Genomic DNA, 20602 nt, shown 5'->3' on the forward strand with positions numbered 1-20602 from the left:
CTTCGAGTCCCGCCCGACCGCGACCGCCCCGCACCTCGCGCCTCCCCAGCCTCGCGGTTCGCGCTCTCCGAGCGCTCACCGCGTCCCTCGCGCGTGCTGTCTCGCGGCCGCCGGTGGCGGCCGCTCGCAGGCACGCGCCGGCGCACACATCCGTCAGTCGCCGTCAGCGGGGTTCCCGTCGCGCGTCTTCACGGCGACGCCGGAGCCGAGCTGCTCGGCCTCCGCGCCGGAGAGTTCGGCGCGGCCGACCCCGAAGATCGCTCCGCTTTCGTCGACGACGAGCACCTCGTCGCCGGGGCGGATCCCGTCGTCGGCCGCGGTGACGAACTTCGCGAACGCGTTGCGCCCCTCGCGCACGAACGGCTCGCTCTCCTCGCCGACGACCATCCGGTGTCGCGGTTCGGGGAACGCGTCGGCGATCCGCTTCCCGCCGGCGAGCCCGAGCGTAAACCGGCCGTCGGTGCCGTACGAGACGAGTCGGTCGCCCTCGCTGCTGCCGGGGGTGTCGTCGACGTCGCCGTCGATCACCTGCCGCGGGCGGCCGCCGCTCGACCGGCGCACCGTGAGCGGGGCGTCCGGCGGGAACAGGGCCTCGCCCGCGTCGGCCCCGAACTGGTAGTCGGCCGCGGTCCGGAGGTCCGCGAGCGTGTCGGCGTCGGTCATGGCCGCCGTTCTCAGCGCGCGCTGAAAGCGGTTGCGACAGCGCCCGAAGCCGCCGGGCCGACCCCTCAGCCGAGCGCGGGGTACGACGCGGCGACCCCGTCGCCGTCGACGCGCCAGCGCTCGGCTATCTCCCGGTACGCCGCCGGGTCCGCGGCCGAATCCGGCGGGACCGCCTCCGGCGGCGCCTCGCGGAGCGCCGCCCGAAGCGCCTCGCGGTCGATCGGTTCCGGTCCGGCGTCGTTCCCCGCGAGCAGGTCGGCGAGCCGATCGCCCGCCGACGCGACCGCCCGCGCGTCCTCGACCCGCCGGCCGAGGTCGAGCGCCGCCGTCAGCCGACCCGCCGCCGCCTCGGCGTCGCCGCGCTCGGCCGCCGCCGCGCCCAGCGACGCGAGCGCCTTCGCCTCGGCCTGCGCGAACCCCCCCTCCCGGGCCGACTCGACCGCGGATTCAAGCGCCGTCGCCGCGGCGTCGGCGTCGCCGCGAGCCAGCGCCGCCCGCCCGCGGATCCGGTCCGTCTCGGCCAGCCGCTTGCGGCCCGCGTGGTCGTCGAGCAGCGCCGCGGCCCGTTCGACCCGCCGCTCGGCCGCGCCCGGATCGCCGCGGTCGACCGCCACCTCCGCGAGGATCGCGGTCACCATCGCGCGCCGGGTGTCGGCGTCGAGCGCGTCGAAGCGGTCCAAGGCAGTCCTCAGGAACCGCTCCGCCCGGTCGAAGTCGCCGGCGAGGTGCGCCGCGCTGCCGAGGTGGCTCAACGCGAGCGCCTCGCACATGTCGGAGCCGATCCGCTCGGCGATCGCCCGGGCCTCCGCCGCGCGAGCGACCGCCTCGCCGACGGTGCCGCGCTGCTCCGCGATCGCGGAGAGATTCAACTGCGAAATCGCCTCTCGATGTTCGTCTCCCACCGTCCGGTAGCCGTCCAGCGCGCGGCGCGCGGTCCGCTCGGCGGCGTCGAGGTCCCCCCGCCGCCGCAGCGCGACCGCGAGGTTCGCCCGGACGTTCGCCTCGCCGTGGGTGTCGTCGTGGGCGCGGAACAGGTCGCCGGCGACCCGGTAGTGCTCGAGGACCGCGTCGGACCCGTCGAGGGCGTCGAGGGCGTTGCCGGCGTCCGTCATCGCCTTCGCCTTCGCGATCGGGTCGCCGGTCCGCGCGGCGATGGCGCACGCCCGCGACGCCGCCTCGTACGCGGCCTCGTAGTCGCCGTCGAAGTGCGCCGCCTGCGCCCGCCCGCGGACCGCCGACGCGAGCCCGGTCCGATCGCCCGCGGCGGCGAACAGCTCCTCGGCCCGCCGGAACCGCTCCCGCGCCGCGTCGTACTCGCCCCGCCGACGGGCGACGTCGCCGTACCCCCGCTGGCGCTCGGCCGCCCCCGCCTCGCCGGTCGGCCGCCACGCGTCCAGCGCCGCCGCGGCGCCGTCGAGGTCGCCGGCGTCGATGTACATCCGCGCGACCCACTCCGGCGGTCGGTCGCGCAGGTCGTCGGGGCACGCGTCCGGGAGGTCGATCCACGCGTAGCGGACGCGACCGTACAGCGCGGCGAGCCGCGGGTACCGCCGTCCGACGCCGTACACCGACCGGACGGTCGCCGCCGCCCACGCGCTCGGGTCGCGCTCGATCCGGTCTATTGCCGGCGCCTCCCCGCCGACGGCCCGCCGGACGCGGGACCGACGCGCCGGGTCGTCCGCGAGCGCGAGCAGCCGCGAGACGACCCGGCCCACGCGTCTGGCGACGACCGGCTCCGGCTCGCGGTCGACGAGCCGCTCCAAGAACAGCACCGACCACTCGTCGTGGACCGCGCGGTACTCCCCGTCGCCCGCCCGGACGAGGACCGTCCCCGCGAGGCGGTCGAGCGCCCGTCGGACCCCGTCGACGGTCGGCGACGGCTCGCGGTCGGTTCCGCCGCCGGTCGCCCCCTCGCGATCGTCGACGAGCGCGTACGCCAGCGTCCGGAGGTCGCTCGCGCCGGCGACGTTGAGGAGGTTCACCAGCACCGCGACGTCCGCGGTCGGCGGCGGGCGGTTCCTGACCTCGCGCACCGCCTCCGCGACCGCCCGCTCCAACCCCGACGCGGGCGCGGCGCCGCCCGCTTCATTCTCCGGCGACGCCTCGCCGGCGTTCCCGTCCGCCTCTTCCGACCGAACGGTCCCGCCTCGGACCGCGCGGACGAGGCGGTGGCCGAGCGCGAGCAGCTCCCCCACGCGCTCGTCGTCGTCGCCGCGCACGTCGTCAAGCAGCGAGCTCGGGTCGGCCCCCGGCGCGGTTCCGGTGCGGTCGGCGACGTGGCGGACGAACCGCACCACCTCGCGCTCGTCGAGTCGGGGCATCCGAACGGTCTCGATCGCCCGCCGGTAGCGGAGGTCAGCGGGCGACAGCGGGAGCCCGTCGAGGTCGTCGTACGGCTCCTCGCGCGCGTCGAACAGGAACGACACGTCGCCGCAGTCGGCCAGTTGGCGGGCGACGGTGATCGCCTCCGCGGCCCCCGGGTCGACGGCGTCCTCGACGACGACGAGGTGGTGCCCGTCCCCCCCGGTGACGCGTTCGCGCAGGCGGTCCGTCGCGGTGAACGGGTCGCCCCCGTCGCTTGTCCGGTACGTCACCGGGCCGCGTCCCGACCGGTACCACTCGACCGCGACGCTCCGGCAGACGGTGCTCTTGCCGCTTCCCGGCGGCCCGACCAGGGCGTGGTCGGTCCCCCCGGCGAGCCCCTCGACGAGTGCCCCCGCGAGCTCGCGCCGCTCGCCGTCGCACGCGACGCTCCTCTCGAGGACGTGTCCCGCGTCGACCTCGGGGAACGACGCCGTGGCCCGCAGCGGGCCGCACGGGTTCGGATCGCCGGCGAGGCGGTCCTCGTCGACCGCGCGGAACCCCTGCGCCGAGAGCGATCCGGCCCCCTCGTCGTTCGGATACCCGCGTCCCAAGAGGCCGCCGTCGGACGAGCGGCGCGAGTCACGCGAGCCGTCGCCGCCGAGCCGGCCGCCTCCGGGCCGGTCGTCCTCGGACCGGCCGCCTCCGGTCCGCTTCCCCGCCGCGCGCCCGGTCGCCGCGAGCGCTTCGGTCGTGTCGCGGCCCCGCTCGATCAGCCCGCGCACCTCGGTCTCCGCCCACGCGACCGCCTCTGGCTCGGTCGACGCCGTCACGCCGTGGAGCGCGCCGTCGTCGAAGACGAGGAGCAGCGCGGTGTCGTCGGCCGCGACGACCCCCGCGTCGACGGCGTCGACGGCGGCGATCCGACAGTCGTCCCGGTTCGCGACGGTACCGAGGTCGTCCGCGAACCGCTCGGTCGCGTGGCGGTACGCCCGATCCGCCAGCGCCAGATCGACGGAGCCGCCGCCGACGGCCGCGCGCCGGAGCCGCTCCGCCACCCGCGGGTAGGGGAACGCGGGCAGCGCGGCGGCGACTGAGTCGGCGTCGGCGAGCGCGTCGTCGAGGGCCTCCAGCGGTCGGTACGGGTCCGGCGCTGCGGCCCGGTGCGTCTCGGCCTTCCGGAGGACCGCGGGGTCGACGCCAACGTCCGCGCCGAGGGGGTCGAGCACGTCGCCCGCGGCCGCGAGGTCGGCCGCGGCCGTCAGGAACTCGCGGTACTGTTCCGCGAGGAGGCGGCCCGAGAGCGTCGTCAGGTAGCCGTCGGTCTCGCCGGCGACGAGCCCGGCCGCCTCCAGCTCGTCTATCGCGCGGTTCACCGTCGACCGGGAGTGGCCGAGCGCGTCGACGAGCTCGTGCTTTCGCAGCGGCTCCGCGGCGAGCCGTTCGAGGAAGTCGAGGCGACGCTCGACGACGCCCGCGAGCTCCGACGGCTCGGTCATACGTCCCCCCGCACCGTCCCCACCGACATAACTGTTTCTTCGATGACGACTTGGCCCGCGCGGTGACACAGTGTTTCACGGGGTGAGAATAAGCCGGACACCGGCGCAGTGGTACCCATGAGTGGGGATCGGACGAGCGGGAGCGACGGCACGGGCGCGGAGACGCCCGACGGGACGGAACCGACCGACCCCGCCGAGGCGTCGAAGGACGGGAGCGACGGCCCGGCGACGCATGGACGTGACGGTCCGAGCGCGACCGGCCCGGAGGAAGCGAGGGCGGCGGCCGGCGGACCCGACGCGGCGGCCTCGGACTCGTCGCGGCGCGCAGAGCGAACCGTCGCCGCGGCGCGGACGGCGGCGAACGAACTGGCCGCGTGGGACCCCGACGACGCCGCCGCCCTCGTGCGGTCCGTCGGCGAGCGCTTGGCGGACGGAGAGACGATCAGCCGGCTCGCGCGGTCGGCGGCCAACGAGACGGGGCGGGGGCACCCGGGGACGAAGGCGGAGAAGGTCGCGACCGAGATCGACGCCGCCCGGCGGTCGGTCCGAGACGCGCCGACCGCCGGCGTGGTCGACCGCGACGGCGCGGCGGGGACGGTGACGGTCGCCGGGCCGCTCGGCGTCGTCGGCGCGGCGGTCCCCGCCACGCACCCGGTCGTGGTCCCCGCGGTCCTCTCGCTGTACGGGCTCGCCGCGCGGAACGCGGTCGTCCTCGCGCCGTCGCCGTCGGCGGTCGAGACGTGCGACGCGGTCGTCGAGACCGTCAGTCGCGCGCTCGCCGACGCCGGCGCGCCGACGGACGCGGTCTCGATGCTCCCGGCGCCGCCCTCGAAGCCCGAGACGGACGCGCTGTTCGAGCGCGCCGACTTCGTCGTCGCTGCCGGCTCCGAGACCACCGTCGCCGCGGGACAGCGCTGCGGGACGCCGAACGTCGCCGCGAGCGCCGACGGCGTCGTCGCCGTCGCCGACGGGTCGGTCCCGGCCCCGGCCGTGGCGGCGCGGGTCGCGGTCGGCGCGACGTACGACTTCGGGGCTCACCCCGCGGGCGACGCCGCGGTCGTCACCGTGTCGCCGGCGGTCGACCCGCTGTGCGCCGCCCTCGAAGACGAGGGGGGGTACGTCCTCGACGCGGCCGAGCGCGACCGCCTCCGCGCGCTCCTCGGCGACTCGGAGGGCGACGAGAGCGAGGCACGCGCCGCAGGTTCGGACCCGCGCGGGAAGTCGCCGCGGCGGCTGGCGGCCGCGCTCGGCCTCCCGAACGCGGCGCGTCAGACCTCCTTCCTGATCGTGACGCCCGACAGCGCCGACGACCCGCTCGCGACGCTGCCCGGGATCCCAGCGATTGCGGTCCACGGCCGCGACGGGTTCGACGCCGCGCTCGGGCTCGCCGCCGACCTCGGGTCCCCTCACGCGGCGGCGGTCCACACCACTCAGCAGCGCCGCGCCCGCCGGGCCGCGGCGCGGCTCGCTCCCGGGCGCCTCGTCGTCAACCAGCCGGGGATCGCGGCGACGGGGGCGCGCTCGAACGGGTTCGAGGCGGCGCCCGTGCTGGGCGGCGGGGCCGCCGAGGGGAGCCAGCTGTGCGGCGGGCTCACGCCCGCCCGCCTCGCGCGGACGACGACCGTCGCGGCGACGAGCGTCGTCGACGGCGCGTCACACCGGAACGGCGCGGGCGACACGCTCCGCGGGCCCTGAAGCGGTCTCCGCACGGAGGATCTGAAGCGGTCTCCCCGCAGCCCGTGAAACGTTTCCCCGCGTGCTCCGCGGCCCCGTCAGAGCTCGATCTTGTCCACGATCGAGCCGTTGCCGTCCTGCCCGTCGCTGTGGGTGTTGATCGCAATCGTCTGGACCCGGTCTTCCAGCAGCGACCCCTCCATCTTCGCCTTCAGCAGCGAGTCGACCTGGTAGACGCCGGCGGCGTTGTTCATCCGGATCACGACCTGAACGGGCGTCTCGTCGCCCTGGCGCAGCGAGACGCGCTCGATCGCCTGCGAGGAGACGGTGTTGATCCCGCGGCCGCCCTCCTCGTAGGGGACACGCGAGCGCCCGCGTTCCATGTCGAGGCCGTCGGCGATCCGGACGACGCCCGCCTCCAGCGTGAGCGGCTGTTCCTCGGTGTGGTGACAGAGGATCGCGTGGAGCACCTCCGCCTTCACGCGGACCCGATCGGCGACGCCGTAGAAGGAGGGGAGGAGGTCGTCCAGCAGGTCCGCCGCCAGCGGGATCGAGTAGTAGGGGTGGTCGTGGCGGTGGACGACGTGGCCGATGTCATGGAGGGTCGCCGCGAGCGCGACGATCACCGGCTCGTCGGCCTCGTCGAGCCCCTGCTGGCGCGCGCCGTTGAACTCGACGCCGCCTGACTTGAGCAGGTCGTACAGCCGGAGGGCGCGGTCGCGCACGATCTCGACGTGTTTGGCGCCGTGGTCGTTGTACCCCTTCCGGGCGACCGGGTTGACGTTCTGCGCCTCCAGGTAGGTGAGGACCTCTTCGTCGGATTCGAGCCGGTCGAGGACCTCGTTGAGCCGCCCGTCCGGGAACGCGTGCTCGGCGTCCGGGTCGTACTCGTGACGCGTAGCGTCGGTGTCGGCGCCTATCTCCTCGCGCGCTGCGGGCGCGTCCTCCGCGGTCGGGTCGTGGGCGTCGTCGTCGTCGGTGGGCTCTGGGCCGTCGTCGGTGGGGTCGCTCATGCCTCTCTCAGAGTGTCCCGGCCGGGATAAATGTGCGAGACGCGCGGCCCCGCGGTGACGCTCGGCCCCGTAACGACGACCGGATCGGCCGTGCCCCCGCCTCGCACGCTCCCGGACGCGGCGGCCGCCGAGGCGGGAACCGCGGAGAGCGGGCGGCCAACCGGCCGCGGCGGCAGTTTCGGCGCGAGGCACAACGTATAAGCGCGCGACCGGTCCATGTACCGGTGTGACCCGATCCGCGTCCGCGTGCGGTCCGCAGTCGACGTCAGCGACGCGGCTCTTCTCGAAAAAACGCGCGTGATCCGTCCGCCGGCGGGAGTGGCGACCCCGTCCCGGACGACCCCCGACCTGCGCGCACCGGCCCGCTTACCGATCCGGACCCACCGCAGCACCCCATGACAGACACGACCACCACGACACCCTACGCGACGCAGACGGACAGCCAGGCGACCGACGCGCCCTTCGAGGGCGTCTACCCGGCGATGACGACCCCGTTCACCGAGGACGACGCGGTCGACCACGACCAGCTCGCGGCGAACGCCCGGTACCTCGAACGCGCCGGCGTTGACGGCGTCGTCCCGGTCGGCTCGACGGGCGAGTCGGCGACGATGAGCCACGACGAACACGTCGCGGTAATCGAGACGGTCCGCGACGCGCTCGACGACATCCCCGTGATCGCGGGTACCGGCTCGAACAACACCGAGGAGGCGCTGTCGCTGTCGCGGCGCGCGGCCGACGCGGGCGCCGACGGCCTGCTGCTCATCTCGCCGTACTACAACATGCCCGAACCGCAGGGCTTCCTCGACCACTACCGGACCATCGCGGACGCGGTCGACCTCCCGCAGATCGTCTACAACGTCCCGAGCCGCACGGGCCGGTCGATCCCGGCCGATGTCACCGTCGAGCTGGCAGCACACCCGAACATCCGCGGCTACAAGGCGGCCTCCGGCGACCTCAACCTGATCAGCGAGGTGATCGAGCGGACCCGCGACGAGGCGTTCGCGGTGCTGTCGGGCGACGACGGGCTCACGCTCCCCGTCCTCTCGGTCGGCGGCACCGGGACGATCAGCGTGGTCGCCAACGTCGAACCCGAACGGACCTGCGCGATGGTCGGCGCCGCGCTCTCCGGCGACTACGACCGCGCGCGGACGCTCCACCACGAGCTGTCGCCGCTCGTCCGCGAGCTGTTCGCCGAGACGAACCCGATCCCGGTGAAGGAGGCGATGTACCTCCGCGGACGCGGCGCCCCCCGCGTCCGCTCGCCCCTCTCGCGGCTCTCCGAGGGACGCCGGGAGGCGCTCCGAGACCTGCTGGCCGCGTACGACGAGCGCGCGCCGGGGACGATCGACCCGACGGCCGTCGCTCCCGTCGGGACCGGGGGCGCCGAATGAGCGCCGACCCCCTGTCGATCGCCGTGACGGGCGCCGGCGGTCGCATGGGCCGCGAGGTGATCGAGGCCGCTGCCGCCCGGGAGGGCGTCACGGTCGCGGTCGCCGTCAACCGGACCGAGACCGACCCGGTCGCGGGCGTCGCGGTCGGGGACGCAGACCGCCTCGACGACCTGCTCGCGAGCGAGGCCCCGGACGCCCTCGTCGACTTCACCGGCCCCGACTCGGCGGTCGCGTACGCCGCGGCCTGCGCCGACGCCGGCGTCCCCCTCGTCACCGGGACGACCGGGTTCGGGGACGCGCAGATCGACGACATCCGCGCCGCGAGCGAAGCTGTGCCCGTCCTCAAGGCGTCGAACTTCGCGCGGGGCGTCGCGGCGCTCCGCCGGGCGGTCCGCGAGGCGGCCGCGGCGCTACCGGGCTACGACGTCGAGCTGACCGAGACGCACCACAACGCGAAGCGCGACGCCCCCTCCGGCACCGCGAAGTCGATCCTCGACGACGTGGAGGGCGTTCGCGAGGACCTCGACGAGCGCGTCCACGGCCGCGAGGGCGCCGCGCCGCGCGAGTCCGGAGAGATCGGCGTCCACGCCCGCCGTGCTGGGGACGTGACCGGCGAACACGAGGTCCTGCTGGCCGGGAACCGCGAGACGCTCGAACTCACGCACCGCGCCGGCGACCGCGGGGTGTTCGCCGAGGGCGCGCTCGACGCCGCCGAGTGGCTCGCCGAGCGCGACCCGGGCTGGTACGGGTTCGGCGACGTGCTGGACGCCGGGGCCGCCGATGAATAACAACGAGACATACTTACTTCGACGAGTAAATACTGCTACTCATCCATACACCATCCAATGAGCCTCGAAGCCGACGTTACCGATCTGTGGGACCGCTATCAGGACGGGCTGACCGCTGCGGACGCGACCGACGAGGACGCGGCCGTCGTCGACGAGTTCCTCGCCGCCCTGGAGGCCGGCGAGGTCCGCGCCGCAGAGAAGAGCGGCGACGACGTGACCTCGTGGGAGGCCAACGAGTGGGTCAAGCGGGGGATCCTGCTCAACTTCGGCCTGCGCGAGACGGAGCCCCGCGAGTACGGCGGCGTCACTTACCACGACGTGCTCCCGCTGCGCGACACCGCCGACCTCGCCGAGCGGGGCACGCGGAACACGCCGGACGGGACCGCGATCCGCCGCGGGGCGTACCTCGGCAGCGACTGTATCATGATGAGCCCCTCGTTTGTCAACATGGGGGCGTACGTCGGCGACGGCACGCTCGTCGACTCCTGTGACACCGTCGGCTCCTGCGCGCAGCTCGGCGAGAACGTCAAGCTCGGCGCCAACACTCTGATCGGTGGCGTCCTCGAGCCCGTCGAGGACGCGCCCGTAATCATCGAGGACGGTGTCTCCCTCGGTGCGGGCTGTCGGGTCACCTCGGGGTTCCGCGTCGGCGAGAACTCGGTCGTCGGCGAGAACACCCTGCTGACCCCCCGAATCCCCGTCTACGACCTCGTCGAGGAGGAGGTCATCTACGGGCACCTCCCGGCCGAGCGACGAGCGTTCACCCGGATGGTGGAGTCGTCCGTCGGCGACCACGACCTGTTCGAGGGTGGGGCGTACAAGCCCGCGGTCGTGGCGACGCACGTCGAGGAGGAGACGCTGGAGGCGACGCAGCGGGAGGACGCGCTCCGCGAATGAGCGACGCCGAGGCGGCCGCGGGAGCGACCGACGAGGCGGACGGCGACAACCCCCCGGTCCGCCGCGTGAGCGACTGGGACGCCGGGCGCCTCCGCGGACTAGCCGACGCCCACGGGACGCCCCTGTACGTCCAGGACCTCGACCGGGTCCGCGAGAACTGCGAGCGCCTGCTCGCGGCGTTCCCCGACGCGGACGTGCGGTACGCCGTCAAGGCGCACACGGGCCAGGCCGTCTTGGAGACCGTTCGCGACGCCGGCCTCGACGCCGAGTGCGCCTCGGCGGGCGAGGTCGACCGCGCGCTCGCGGCGGGCTTCGACGGCTCCCGGCTCCACTACACCGCGGTCAACCCCCCCGCTCGCGACCTCGACTACGTCGCCGGCGTCGCGGAGGCCGACCCGGACCTCACCGTCACGGTCGGCGCGGTCGACACCCTCGACCGACTCGCGGAGCGCGGGTACGACGGCCGGGTCTGCGTCCGCGTGAACCCCGGCGTCGGCGCGGGCCACCACGAGAAGGTCACCACCGGCGGGGCCGCGAAGTTCGGGGTCCCGTACGACCGCGCCGCAGAGGTGACGCGGGACGCGGCCGAGCGCTTCGACGCGGTCGGGGTCCACGCCCACGCGGGCTCCGGGATCGACCCGGACCAGCTCGACAGCCACCGCGAACTGGTCGCGCGCATGGGCGACCTGGCGCGCGAGCTGACCGACCCGGACGCCGAGGGGGCCGCTCCCCTCGACCTCGAGTACGTCGACGTCGGCGGCGGGTTCGGCGTCCCCTACGAGGAGGACGCCCCGGCGCTCGACCTGCGGGCCGTCGCCGACGCCACCCGGGAGGCGGTCGCGCCGCTCCCCGAGGGCGTCGACCTCGCGATAGAACCCGGGCGGTACGTCGTCGCCGACGCCGGCGTCCTCCTGGCGCGCGTGAACACGGTGAAGCCGACGCCGGACGAGACGGTCGTCGGCGTCGACGCGGGGATGACGGACCTGCTCCGTCCGGCGATGTACGACGCGTACCACCCGATCCGCAACTTGGGGAGCGGGCGGGGGCGCGAGGGAGGCGACGCGCCCCCCGTCGGAGAGCGGGAGGCAACCCCTGTCACGGTCGCCGGACCTATCTGTGAGACCGGCGATGCGTTCTGTGAGAACCGAGCGCTCGCCGAGCCGGTCCGCGGAGACCTCCTTGCGGTCGGCGTCGCGGGCGCCTACGGGTACGAGATGGCGAGCCAATACAACTCACGACCGCGGCCCGCGGAGGTCGCGCTCGACGACGGAACCGCGACGATCGCCCGCCGCAGGGAGGCGCTCGGCGACCTGACGACGGTCGAACGCGAGATCCCGCGCGACCGAGCCGGCCGATCGGAGGGCGACCGATGAGCGCCCACGCCGTCCCGGTGGAGAAGTACCACGGCACCGGCAACGACTTCATCGTCGTCGACGCGGACGCCGAGGGCGTCGGCGACCGCGCGGCGTTCGCGCGCGCGCACTGCGACCGCGGGACGGGCGTCGAGGGAGACGGGGACCGCCGCGGCGCCGACGGCGTCCTCTTCCTTAGCGTCGCTGAGCGGTTCGACCCGACCCGCGTCGTGATGACGCTGGTCCAGCCGGACGGCTCCACGGCGACGATGTGCGGCAACGGCGCCCGCGTCGTCGCGCGGTGGGCCAACGACCGAACGGGTGACCGCGAGTTCATGATCGACACGCAGGCCGGGACCCGGCGGGCGACCGTGAACGCGGACGCGACCACGGCCACCATCGAGATGGGCGAGCCGACGTTCGACCCGCGTCGCGTTCCGGCCGCCCGCGGGGGCGCCCTCGCGGACGAGCCCCTCGTCGACGAGCCGGTCGCGGGGCTGCCCGTCACCGCCGTCAACACCGGCGTGCCACACGCGGTCGCGTTCGTCGACGGCGGGCGCGACGACCCCGACGGCATCGACGCGGTCGACCTCGACGCGGTCGCGCCGCCGGTCCGTCACGCCGACGCCTTCCCCAAGGGCGCGAACGTGAACCTCGCGGCCGTCGTCGACGACGGGTCGGGCGACGGCCCCGCGGTGCTCGACCAGCGCACATTCGAGCGCGGCGTCGAGGGGGAGACGCGGTCCTGCGGCACCGGCGCGGTCGCGGTCGTCGCGGCCGCCCGCCGGCTCGGACTGATCGAGGGCGAGACCGCGGTGAGCCGCCCCCCGGGCGGCGAGCTGGAGATCGCGGTTCCGGACCGCGGCCACGCCATCCTGACCGGTCCGGTCGCCCACGAGTTCTCGGGGACGCTCCCCGCCGACCCGCGATGAGCGACCGGAGCGACGCCACCCCGGGCCGCGACGACGAGTTCGACCCGGTCTCGTTCCTCGAAGACGCGGTCCCGATCGCCTCCCACGAGTCGGTCGAAGCGATGCGCGAGCTCGTCGTCGAGACGCTCGCGGCTCGCGCGACCGACCCCGTCGTCGACGCCGACGGCTGCGTCCTCGCGGAGAAGCGATCCCCGGCGCCCGATTCGGGCCCGCACCTCGTGTTGAACACGCACCTCGACACGGTGACGCCGCACGTCCCGTTCGAGCGGGGCGAGGCGAGCGCGGACGAGCGTGGCGGCCCCGAGGCGAACGCCGCGGCCGGCGAAGCGGTGATCCGCGGGCGCGGCGCCTGCGACGCGAAGGGACCGCTTGCGGCGCTGTTGGCGGGCTTCCTCGCCGCCGACCCCGAGCGCGGCCGGATCACGCTGGCGCTCACGCCCGACGAGGAGGCGCTGTCGCTCGGCGCGGCGGCGCTGACGGGCCGACTCCCGGGGACCGACGACCGACTCGACGGCGACCTGTTCCTCGTCGGCGAGCCGACCGGGCTCGACGCCTGTACCGCGGCCAAGGGCCGGTTTCAGGCGACCGTCGAGCTGTCCGGAACGGCTGCCCACGCCGCGGAGTTCGCGGGCGCGAACGCGGTCGCCGCCGCGGAGGACGCGCTCGCGGCGATCCGGACGTTCGACGCGGACGCAGCCGACCATCCGCAGCTCGGGTCGCCGAAGCTCACCCCGACCGTCATCGAGGGGGGTGCGGCGACGAACCAGGTGCCGGCGGACTGCGAGATCACGGTCGATCGGCGCAGCGTCCCGCCGGAGTCCGCCGAGGAGTTCCGTGAGTCGCTCGCGGCCGCGGTGCGGGCGTCGCTCGGCGACGGCGCTGGGGAGGACTCCGGCGACGTCGACACCGCGGTCGCGCTCACCGACCGCGAGTCGCCGTTCTTGGAGGCGTTCGCGACGGAACCAGACCACGAACTCGTCCGAACCGTCGCGGCCGCGGCGCGGGACGCGGGCGACGCCGTCGGTCTCCCGAGCGGGCGCGGCGGGGGCGTGCGCCCGTTCGGCGCGGCGACGGAGGCGTCGTACTTCGCGCCGGCGCCGACGGTCGTGTTCGGTCCGGGAGATCTCGCGGACGAAAGCGGGGCCGTCGCGCACGCCGAGCGGGAGTACGTCCGAGTGCGCGAGGTGGAGGCGGCGGCGGCGACGGTCGAGCGCGCGCTGTCGACGCTGCTCGGGTAGCCCTTCGGGTGGCTCCTACAACAGGAACTTCTCCTCGTCCTCCGCGAGGTCGACGAAGTCGTCGGCGGCCTCGATCAGCTCGTCGGCGGCGGAGTTGCCGAACCCCATCGCCTCCACCCGGACCCCCTCGTGACGGAGGTGCGAGCAGAGCCGGGCGAAGTCGCCGTCGCCGGTACAGAGGACGACGGTGTCGACGTGGCTCGCGAGCGAGACGGCGTCGAGGCTCATCCCGAGGTCCCAGTCGGCCTTCTTCGAGCCGTCCGCGAACGTCTTGATCTCCTTGATCTTCGTCTCGAAGCCGATGTCGCGGAGCGCCTCGAAGAAGCTCTCCTCCTCGGGGGAGTCGGCGCGGATCACGTACGCGATAGCGCGGACCAGCGACCGGTCCGCGACGGCCCCGTCGAGGAGGCCGGAGTAGTCGATGTTCCGCGAGTAGAAGCTCTGTGCCGAGTGATACAGGTTCTGTGAGTCCGCCAGCACCGCGACGCGCTGGTCCGAGTGAATGTCGGTCATGGGTCTCCATTCACCCCCCGCCGTTAGGGGTTTTGGGATCGGCGCGACCGCCACCCGCGGTCGGTCCCGTCGCGCACGACTCCCCGTGCGGTCCCGGCGGACGGGACCGTTACGACCACCATAGTTTATACCGAGCCCTGAAGACCGTGGCCCATGGACGAGAAGCGGTTCGTCGTCGCCCTCTTCGGCCTCGCGGTCGCGATCGTCGCCGGCTACGTGGCTTATCGGTTCGTCGCCCCGCTCACCGTCGCCGTCTTCCTCTACTACTCGACGCGGCGCTTCTACCACCGGCTCGAACGCTTCCGGCTCCCGTCTCGGGTGCGCGCGGTCGTGTCGCTGTCGCTCATCGGCGTCCCGCTCATCGGCCTGGTGAGCTACACGCTGGTGTTGCTAATCCTGGAGGCGCGGCGGTTCATCGAACAGTACCCCGTGGCGGACACCATCGGCGCGGAGAACTCGGTGATCGGGGACCTCGCGGAGCTGTCGAACCCGACGGCCGACGAACTGCTCACCGCGTACCGCTCCGGGCAGTTCGACCCGCTCATCGACCTCGTCTCCGAGCAGGCGTCGCTCCTAGCGAGCACGGTCTCCGGGCTCGCCCTGAACCTGCTCATCACCGTGGTCGTCACCTACTACCTGCTCATCGACGGCGACAAGTTCCACGACTGGCTGCTCAGCTTCGACGACGACGCGATCGTCCGCGAGTACCTCGAGACCGCCGACGCAGAACTGGAGGCGGTGCTGTACGGGAACCTCCTCAACGTGATCGCCATCGGGGTCATCGCGGTCGTCACCTACCTCGGGTACAACGCGGTCGCCCCCGCCGCGGTCGAGATCCCGTACCCGACGCTCGCGGGCGCGCTCACCGGCGTCGCCAGTCTGATCCCCGTGATCGGCATGAAGATCGTCTACATCCCGCTCGCGGCGGCGATGTCCGTCCCCGTCGCGCTCGACGGCGAGGTCTCGCTGCTCGTCTACGTCGCCGGGTTCCTCGCCGTCGCGGTCGTGGTCGTCGACACCGTCCCGGACATCGTCCTCCGACCGTACTTCAGCGGCGAGACGACGCACGTCGGGCTGCTCATGCTCGCGTACATCTTCGGCCCGGTCGTGTTCGGCTTCCACGGCCTGTTCCTCGCGCCGATCATCCTCGTGTTGGCGCTGACGTTCGCGGACACCGCGCTGTTGCGCCTGCTCGGCGTGGAGCCGGACCCGGGGTCCGAGGTCCCCGCCGGCCAGCGTCGGCTTGACGAATTCTGAGTCGTCGCGGGGCCCCGAATTCTGAGTCCTCGCGGGGCCCGGTGTGTCGAGCGCGCGGTCGTCGGACCACTCGGCCGTCTAACCCGTCGGCCGCGGCGAGCCGAAGTCATTTATCCCCGGTCGACGACCGGGGTACGTATGCGACTACACGTCATCGGCCTCGGCGGGGCCGGGGGGCGGATCGCCGACCGACTCGCCGCCGACCGCGGCGGCGATCCGTTCCTCGCGGGCGTTCACGCCTTCGACACGGACATCGACGCGCTCGGGGCGCTGGACGCCCTCGGCGAGGAGCGTCGGTACCGGTTCGGCGACGCCGCGGGCGGGGACGGGCTCGGCGGCGACCTCCACGCGGGCCGCCGGCTCGGCGACGCCCACGCGAGCGAACTCGGCAGGGCGCTGGACGACCAGCGGCCCTCCCTCGCGGAGGCGTTCCTGCTCGTCGTCGGCCTCGGCGGCGCGGCTGGCGCGGGCGCGGCCCCTGCGCTCGCCGAGGAGCTCTCCCGGCTCTACGACGCCCCCGTCTACGCCTTCGGGTTCCTCCCGACGCCGGGCGAGACGGAGGAACCGGACGACGGCGGTCCCGCGAGCGCGTCGGACGGCCCCGCGGGCGCGCCCACCGACGGGGCCGATGCTGCGGGACCGGGCGGCGACCCGGCGCCGCCGACGCTCCATCGGCCGCTGGCCGAGCGGAACGCCGCGCGGACGCTCGACGCGCTCTCGGACCGCTGCGCGGCGGTCTTCCCCTTCGACAACGCGGCGTGGATCCGATCTAGAGAGACGCTCGGGGACGCCCGCGGGCGACTGAACGAGGTCGCCGCCGAACGGATCGCGGCGCTGTTCGGCGCCGGCGAGACGCCGGACGGAACGGAGACGCCACAGCAGGTGCTCGACGCGAGCGATATCGCGCGCGCCGTGGGGAGCGACGGCGAGATCGCGGCGATCGGCCACGCGACGCAGGCGGTGGACCCGCCCGACTCGGGGTCCCGATTCGGGCTCGGGCTGTTCGGCTCCGATGAGCCCGCCGAGGTGGACACGAGCGCCGCGGTGTCGGCGATCGAGACGGTCATCCGGAAGGCGACCCGCGGGAAGAACACGATCGAGGTCGCCGGCGGGCGCGCCGACCGGACCCTCCTCGTAGTCGGCGGCCCGCCCGCGTGGCTCAACCGAGAGGCGATCGCCGACGGGCGGCGCTGGCTCGCCGACGAGACCGGCTCGGACGCGATACTGAGCGGCGACGCACCGGTCGCCGACGGCGACGCCGTCTCGGCGGTCGTGATCCGTTCGGGGCTCGACGAGCCGGAGCGGATTCGAGCGATACGCGAGACGATCGAGTGACTGCGCCGCCGCTGATCGGCGGGGAAGCGTAGATAGACGACCGCGGACCGGACGCCGACCCGAACCGGTTAACCGAGTGGCGCGCCCAGTGAACCCGTGACGACGCAGGCAGACCTCGGAATCGACCTCGACGTGCGCGACGCCGCGGCCGTCGCGGAGCGCCGCGACGAGATAGTCGCCGCCGTGCGCGACCACGCGGGGCGGATCGCCTACCAGCTCGCGCGGCTCCAGGGCGGCGACTACGGGCGCGAAACGCTCTCGACGCCCGGCGGCGAGTGGACGGTAAAACACGAGGCTGGCGAGCTGGAGTTCCTCCTGTTCTCGCCGAAGTCGGGCTCGGACACGTACGTGATCTCGACGAAGCAGCCGCCGGAGCCGGCGGCGCTTTCGACCGCGCTCGACGACTACGCGGCGTTCGTTGCCGCGTGGAACGAGTACGTCGACTCGCTCTCGGGCGTCCTCGACGGCGTGAGCGCGGAGTTCCCAGAGCCGGCGACCACCGAGGGCGTGGTGGCCGAGCGCGACCGCGTCCTCGACGAGATCCGCGACACCTGCGCGGTGATCGCCGGGGAGATACACCGGTACGAGGGAGACGATTACGGGACGTTCACCGCGCGCGTCAAGGGCGACCGCTGGGAGCTAAAACACGACGAGGGGGCCGTCTCGTACCTCCGGATCGGGGGGTCCGGCGGGCTCTACCTCCTCTCGCAGTACGGCGCCCCCTCCGCGGCCGACGTCCGGGAGTACGCCGACCGGTTCCGCGGCTTCGTCGAGACGTACAACGAGTTCGTCGACGAACTCGAGAGCGACCTCGAACGGATCTCCGTCTGACTCGCCCTCCCAGCCCCTCGCTCGGCCTGTCGGTTCGTCCCGTCCGCCCCTCGTTCGGCTCGTCGGTCTGTCCCCTTCGGCCCCCGCTCAGCCTGTCGGTTCGTCCCGTCCGTCCTTCCGACGCACCGAGGCAGCTCTCTCGGCTTTGATCCGTATCTGTGTGTATTCGACGGGTCGATTGGCAATACTTATTCATCTCTGTTGGGTACCGACCCGCACATGTCGATCACTCTTCCGGGGCCGACGCTCGGCGTCGTCGGCGGCGGCCAGCTCGGCCGAATGCTGGCCGAGGCCGCCGCGCCGCTCGGCGTCGACCTCGTCGTGTTGGACCCGACGCCCGACTGTCCGGCGGCGCCCGTCGCGGCCGACCAGATCGTCGCGGACTTCGACGACGCGGACGCGATCGGCGAACTGGCGTCCCGCGTCGACGCCCTGACCTTCGAGATCGAGCTCGCGGACCCGGCGGTCCTCGCGGCCGCGAGCGAGGACCACGACGTGCCGGTCCACCCCGACCCGGCCACGCTGGAGACGATTCAGGATAAGCTGGTCCAGAAGGAGGCGCTCGCCGACGCGGGGATCCCGGTCCCCGAGTTCGTCGCGGTCGCCACCGCCGAGGGGCTCGAACGCGTCGTCGAGGAGTTCGGCGGCGTCATGCTGAAGGCCCGCGAGGGCGGCTACGACGGCCGCGGGAACGTCCCGGTCGAGACGCCCGACGAGGCGGCCGCCGCGCTCGACCAGATCGGCGGCGCGGCGATGGCCGAGGAGTTCCTCGACTTCGAGCGTGAGATCGCCGTGATGGGCCTGAAAGGCGCCGACGGCGAGACGCGGACGTACCCGGTCACGGAGACGGTCCACCGCGAGGAGATCCTCCGCGAGAGCGTCAGTCCCGCCCGCGCCGACGACGCGGTCGTCGCCGAGGCGGAGTCGGTCGCCCGCGACGTACTGGCGGTCCTCGACGGCCGGGGCGTCTACGGGATCGAACTGTTCGAGACCCGCGAGGGGGAGGTGTTGGTCAACGAGATCGCGCCGCGCCCGCACAACTCCGGGCACTGGACGATCGAGGGCGCGCGCACCTCGCAGTTCGAGAACCACGTCCGCGCCGTGCTGGGGTGGCCGCTCGGCCCGACCGACCTCGTCGCGCCCGCGGTCACGGCGAACGTCCTCGGTGACGCAGAGGCGACCGGACCGGCGACGCTCCGGAACGTCGAGTCCGTCCTCTCCGCGCCCGACGCCGACCTCCACTGGTACGGCAAAGACGACGTGTACCCGCTCCGGAAGATGGGGCATCTGACCGTGACAGGCGGAAGCGACGACGGGGCCGACCGCGACGCGCTGCTCTCACACGCGCGAGAACTCCGGGACGGACTGACGTTCCGCGACGCGTAGCTCGCCCCGATGTCTGACAACGCTCCCGGCGGCGTCGCGCCAGGCGCCCCTCGCGAGTCGCAGTCGATCCGGCTCCCGGAAGAGCGGATCGAGGCCCTTCGGGAGTGGGCGGAGGCGGGAACCGGCTTGACCGCCGCCGCCCGCGTCCGCGACCCCGACGGTCGGATTGCGCTCGTGAAGACCTCGTGGTCGGACGGGTGGGTCCTTCCGGGCGGCGCGGTCGAACCCGACGAGTCGCCCCCGACCGCGGCGGCGCGGGAGGTCCGCGAGGAGACGGGACTCGACGCGGCGATCGACGACCCGGTCGTCGTCTTCGAGCAGTCGTACGTCGGCGCCGAGGGCGGTGCGGTCGCGTTCGAGGCTGAGTACGTCGTCTACGCGGCCCGCGCCGCGGGGCGTATTCCCGACGCCGCCGGTCTCGGTGTCTCTCCCGACGAGATCCGCGCCGCACGGTGGTTCGAGGCGGTCCCAACCGCCCTCCACGACGGCGCCCTGCTCCGCCCGTACCTCTGAACGCCGTCCGGGAGACGGACCACACCGGCGTCGCCGCATCCGGGAGTTCCTTGTAGCCCTCCGCCGAACGCCCGATCATGACCACGGTAGACGACCTGATCGAGCGGCTCGAATCGGAGGCTGCGGCGGACGCCGACCCGTCGACCACCCCCGACGTGGGGATCATCATGGGCTCCGACTCGGACCTCCCCGTCATGGAGGGCGCCTACGAGGCGCTCGAGGACCTCGGCTTCGCGGAGCAGACCGACTTCGGCGACGCGCCGGACGCGCGGTTCACCTACGAGAGCTACGTCGTCTCCGCGCACCGGACGCCGGAGCTGATGTACGCGTACGGGGAGACGGCGACGGCCCGCGGGCTGGACGTGATCGTCGCGGGCGCGGGCGGGAAGTCCGCGGACCTGCCGAACATGACCGCCTCGATCGCGTATCCGGTCCCCGTGATCGGCGTGCCGGTTCAAGAGAAGTCGGTCGACTCCGTGATCGGCATGCCGACCGGGGCCCCGATCGTCGCCGTCGACGCCGGGAAGTCGTACAACGCGGCGCTGTCGGCGGCGCAGGTGCTCGCGCGCGAACACGACGAGGTCGAAGAGCGACTGCTCGACCTCCACGACGGGCAGAAAGCGGGCGTCGCGGACGTTTCCGCTGACCTCCACGACCTCGGTATCGACGGGTTCCGCGACCGGTGAGGGGGCGTCCGTCCGCTCCGTGGCCGCCCACTCGCGTCTCCCTCGACCGCGACCGTGCCGTGCCTCACGCCTCCCCAGCCTCGCTGTTCGCGCTCTCCGAGCGCTCACCGCTCCATCGCGCGTGCTGCCTCGCGGGCCTCCGTCCCGCTCGTAGGCACGCGCCACCGCGACCGCGCGTCGGTTTATAAAACCGGATGCCTCGTCTCCGGTCGCGTTAAGTTAGAGGATGAGGCGGACGAGTTCTGAGTGTCTATGACAGATTTCGACCGCCTCAGCGAACGTACCGCGTGGATCGACTTGTCGTTTGTGGAGCGAGATCGAACTCCGCGCTGG

Annotated in this window: 17 protein-coding genes; 13 read left to right on the plus strand and 4 right to left on the minus strand. The window is 73.7% G+C overall.

Going from position 1 to position 20602, the window contains the following annotated elements; all coding sequences use genetic code 11:
* Positions 1 to 153 precede the first annotated feature (153 nt).
* Both EXE51_RS16960 and EXE51_RS16965 read right to left on the minus strand, forming a co-directional pair.
* Complete coding sequence (locus EXE51_RS16960) at positions 154 to 663, minus strand: PUA domain-containing protein (protein WP_086216954.1); 510 nt, start codon at positions 661 to 663, stop codon at positions 154 to 156.
* Positions 664 to 728: 65 nt separating this feature from the next.
* Positions 729 to 4463, minus strand: a complete 3735-nt coding sequence (locus EXE51_RS16965; RefSeq protein ID WP_137693141.1) for a MarR family transcriptional regulator — start codon at positions 4461 to 4463, stop codon at positions 729 to 731.
* Positions 4464 to 4580: 117 nt separating this feature from the next.
* On the opposite strand from EXE51_RS16965, the gene EXE51_RS16970 reads away from it, so the two are divergent.
* Positions 4581 to 6158: an aldehyde dehydrogenase family protein gene (locus tag EXE51_RS16970; RefSeq protein ID WP_137693142.1), complete on the plus strand. Its 1578-nt coding sequence runs from the start codon at positions 4581 to 4583 to the stop codon at positions 6156 to 6158.
* A 77-nt stretch (positions 6159 to 6235) separates the two neighbouring features.
* Here the strand turns inward: EXE51_RS16970 and EXE51_RS16975 are convergent, their stop codons facing one another.
* Positions 6236 to 7150, minus strand: a complete 915-nt coding sequence (locus EXE51_RS16975; protein ID WP_137693143.1) for an HD domain-containing protein — start codon at positions 7148 to 7150, stop codon at positions 6236 to 6238.
* Between the two features lie 395 nt (positions 7151 to 7545).
* Between EXE51_RS16975 and dapA the strand changes: the two genes are divergently transcribed.
* Genes dapA through EXE51_RS17005 form a run of 6 tightly spaced genes read left to right on the plus strand, consistent with a single transcriptional unit; the run spans position 7546 to position 13748 of the window.
* A complete protein-coding gene (gene dapA, locus EXE51_RS16980) occupies positions 7546 to 8541 on the plus strand; it encodes a 4-hydroxy-tetrahydrodipicolinate synthase (protein WP_086216650.1) in 996 nt (331 codons plus the stop codon).
* Positions 8538 to 9329: a 4-hydroxy-tetrahydrodipicolinate reductase gene (gene dapB / locus EXE51_RS16985; protein WP_094520754.1), complete on the plus strand. Its 792-nt coding sequence runs from the start codon at positions 8538 to 8540 to the stop codon at positions 9327 to 9329. The genes dapA and dapB overlap by 4 nt, the downstream gene beginning before the upstream one ends.
* A gap of 57 nt (positions 9330 to 9386) precedes the next feature.
* Positions 9387 to 10226, plus strand: a complete 840-nt coding sequence (locus tag EXE51_RS16990) for a 2,3,4,5-tetrahydropyridine-2,6-dicarboxylate N-succinyltransferase (protein ID WP_137693144.1) — start codon at positions 9387 to 9389, stop codon at positions 10224 to 10226.
* The gene (gene lysA, locus EXE51_RS16995) at positions 10223 to 11599 is read left to right on the plus strand and encodes a diaminopimelate decarboxylase (protein ID WP_137693145.1); all 1377 of its coding nucleotides are present in this window, start codon (positions 10223 to 10225) and stop codon (positions 11597 to 11599) included. Before EXE51_RS16990 ends, lysA begins: the two co-directional genes overlap by 4 nt.
* Entirely contained in the window at positions 11596 to 12510 is a 915-nt protein-coding gene (dapF, locus tag EXE51_RS17000; protein ID WP_137693146.1) for a diaminopimelate epimerase, read from the plus strand. Before lysA ends, dapF begins: the two co-directional genes overlap by 4 nt.
* Positions 12507 to 13748, plus strand: coding sequence for a M20/M25/M40 family metallo-hydrolase (locus EXE51_RS17005; RefSeq protein ID WP_086220043.1), 1242 nt, complete (start codon positions 12507 to 12509; stop codon positions 13746 to 13748). The genes dapF and EXE51_RS17005 overlap by 4 nt, the downstream gene beginning before the upstream one ends.
* 15 nt (positions 13749 to 13763) lie before the next feature.
* Here the strand turns inward: EXE51_RS17005 and EXE51_RS17010 are convergent, their stop codons facing one another.
* A complete protein-coding gene (locus tag EXE51_RS17010) occupies positions 13764 to 14261 on the minus strand; it encodes an NYN domain-containing protein (RefSeq protein ID WP_137693147.1) in 498 nt (165 codons plus the stop codon).
* Between the two features lie 153 nt (positions 14262 to 14414).
* On the opposite strand from EXE51_RS17010, the gene EXE51_RS17015 reads away from it, so the two are divergent.
* The 6 genes from EXE51_RS17015 to purE all read left to right on the plus strand — a co-directional run bounded on the left by EXE51_RS17015 (position 14415) and on the right by purE (position 20269).
* A complete protein-coding gene (locus EXE51_RS17015; protein WP_049931240.1) occupies positions 14415 to 15518 on the plus strand; it encodes an AI-2E family transporter in 1104 nt (367 codons plus the stop codon).
* A gap of 138 nt (positions 15519 to 15656) precedes the next feature.
* Positions 15657 to 16853: a cell division protein FtsZ gene (locus EXE51_RS17020; protein ID WP_094495106.1), complete on the plus strand. Its 1197-nt coding sequence runs from the start codon at positions 15657 to 15659 to the stop codon at positions 16851 to 16853.
* Between the two features lie 96 nt (positions 16854 to 16949).
* Positions 16950 to 17684: a hypothetical protein gene (locus tag EXE51_RS17025; RefSeq protein ID WP_137693148.1), complete on the plus strand. Its 735-nt coding sequence runs from the start codon at positions 16950 to 16952 to the stop codon at positions 17682 to 17684.
* Between the two features lie 219 nt (positions 17685 to 17903).
* Entirely contained in the window at positions 17904 to 19070 is a 1167-nt protein-coding gene (locus tag EXE51_RS17030) for a 5-(carboxyamino)imidazole ribonucleotide synthase (protein ID WP_137693149.1), read from the plus strand.
* Between the two features lie 9 nt (positions 19071 to 19079).
* Positions 19080 to 19583, plus strand: coding sequence for an NUDIX hydrolase (locus tag EXE51_RS17035; RefSeq protein ID WP_137693150.1), 504 nt, complete (start codon positions 19080 to 19082; stop codon positions 19581 to 19583).
* Positions 19584 to 19660: 77 nt separating this feature from the next.
* Complete coding sequence (gene purE / locus EXE51_RS17040) at positions 19661 to 20269, plus strand: 5-(carboxyamino)imidazole ribonucleotide mutase (protein ID WP_086220038.1); 609 nt, start codon at positions 19661 to 19663, stop codon at positions 20267 to 20269.
* Positions 20270 to 20602 lie beyond the last annotated feature (333 nt).

The sequence above is a fragment of the Halorubrum sp. CGM5_25_10-8B genome, assembly GCF_005435095.1.
GTDB lineage: Archaea > Halobacteriota > Halobacteria > Halobacteriales > Haloferacaceae > Halorubrum > Halorubrum ezzemoulense.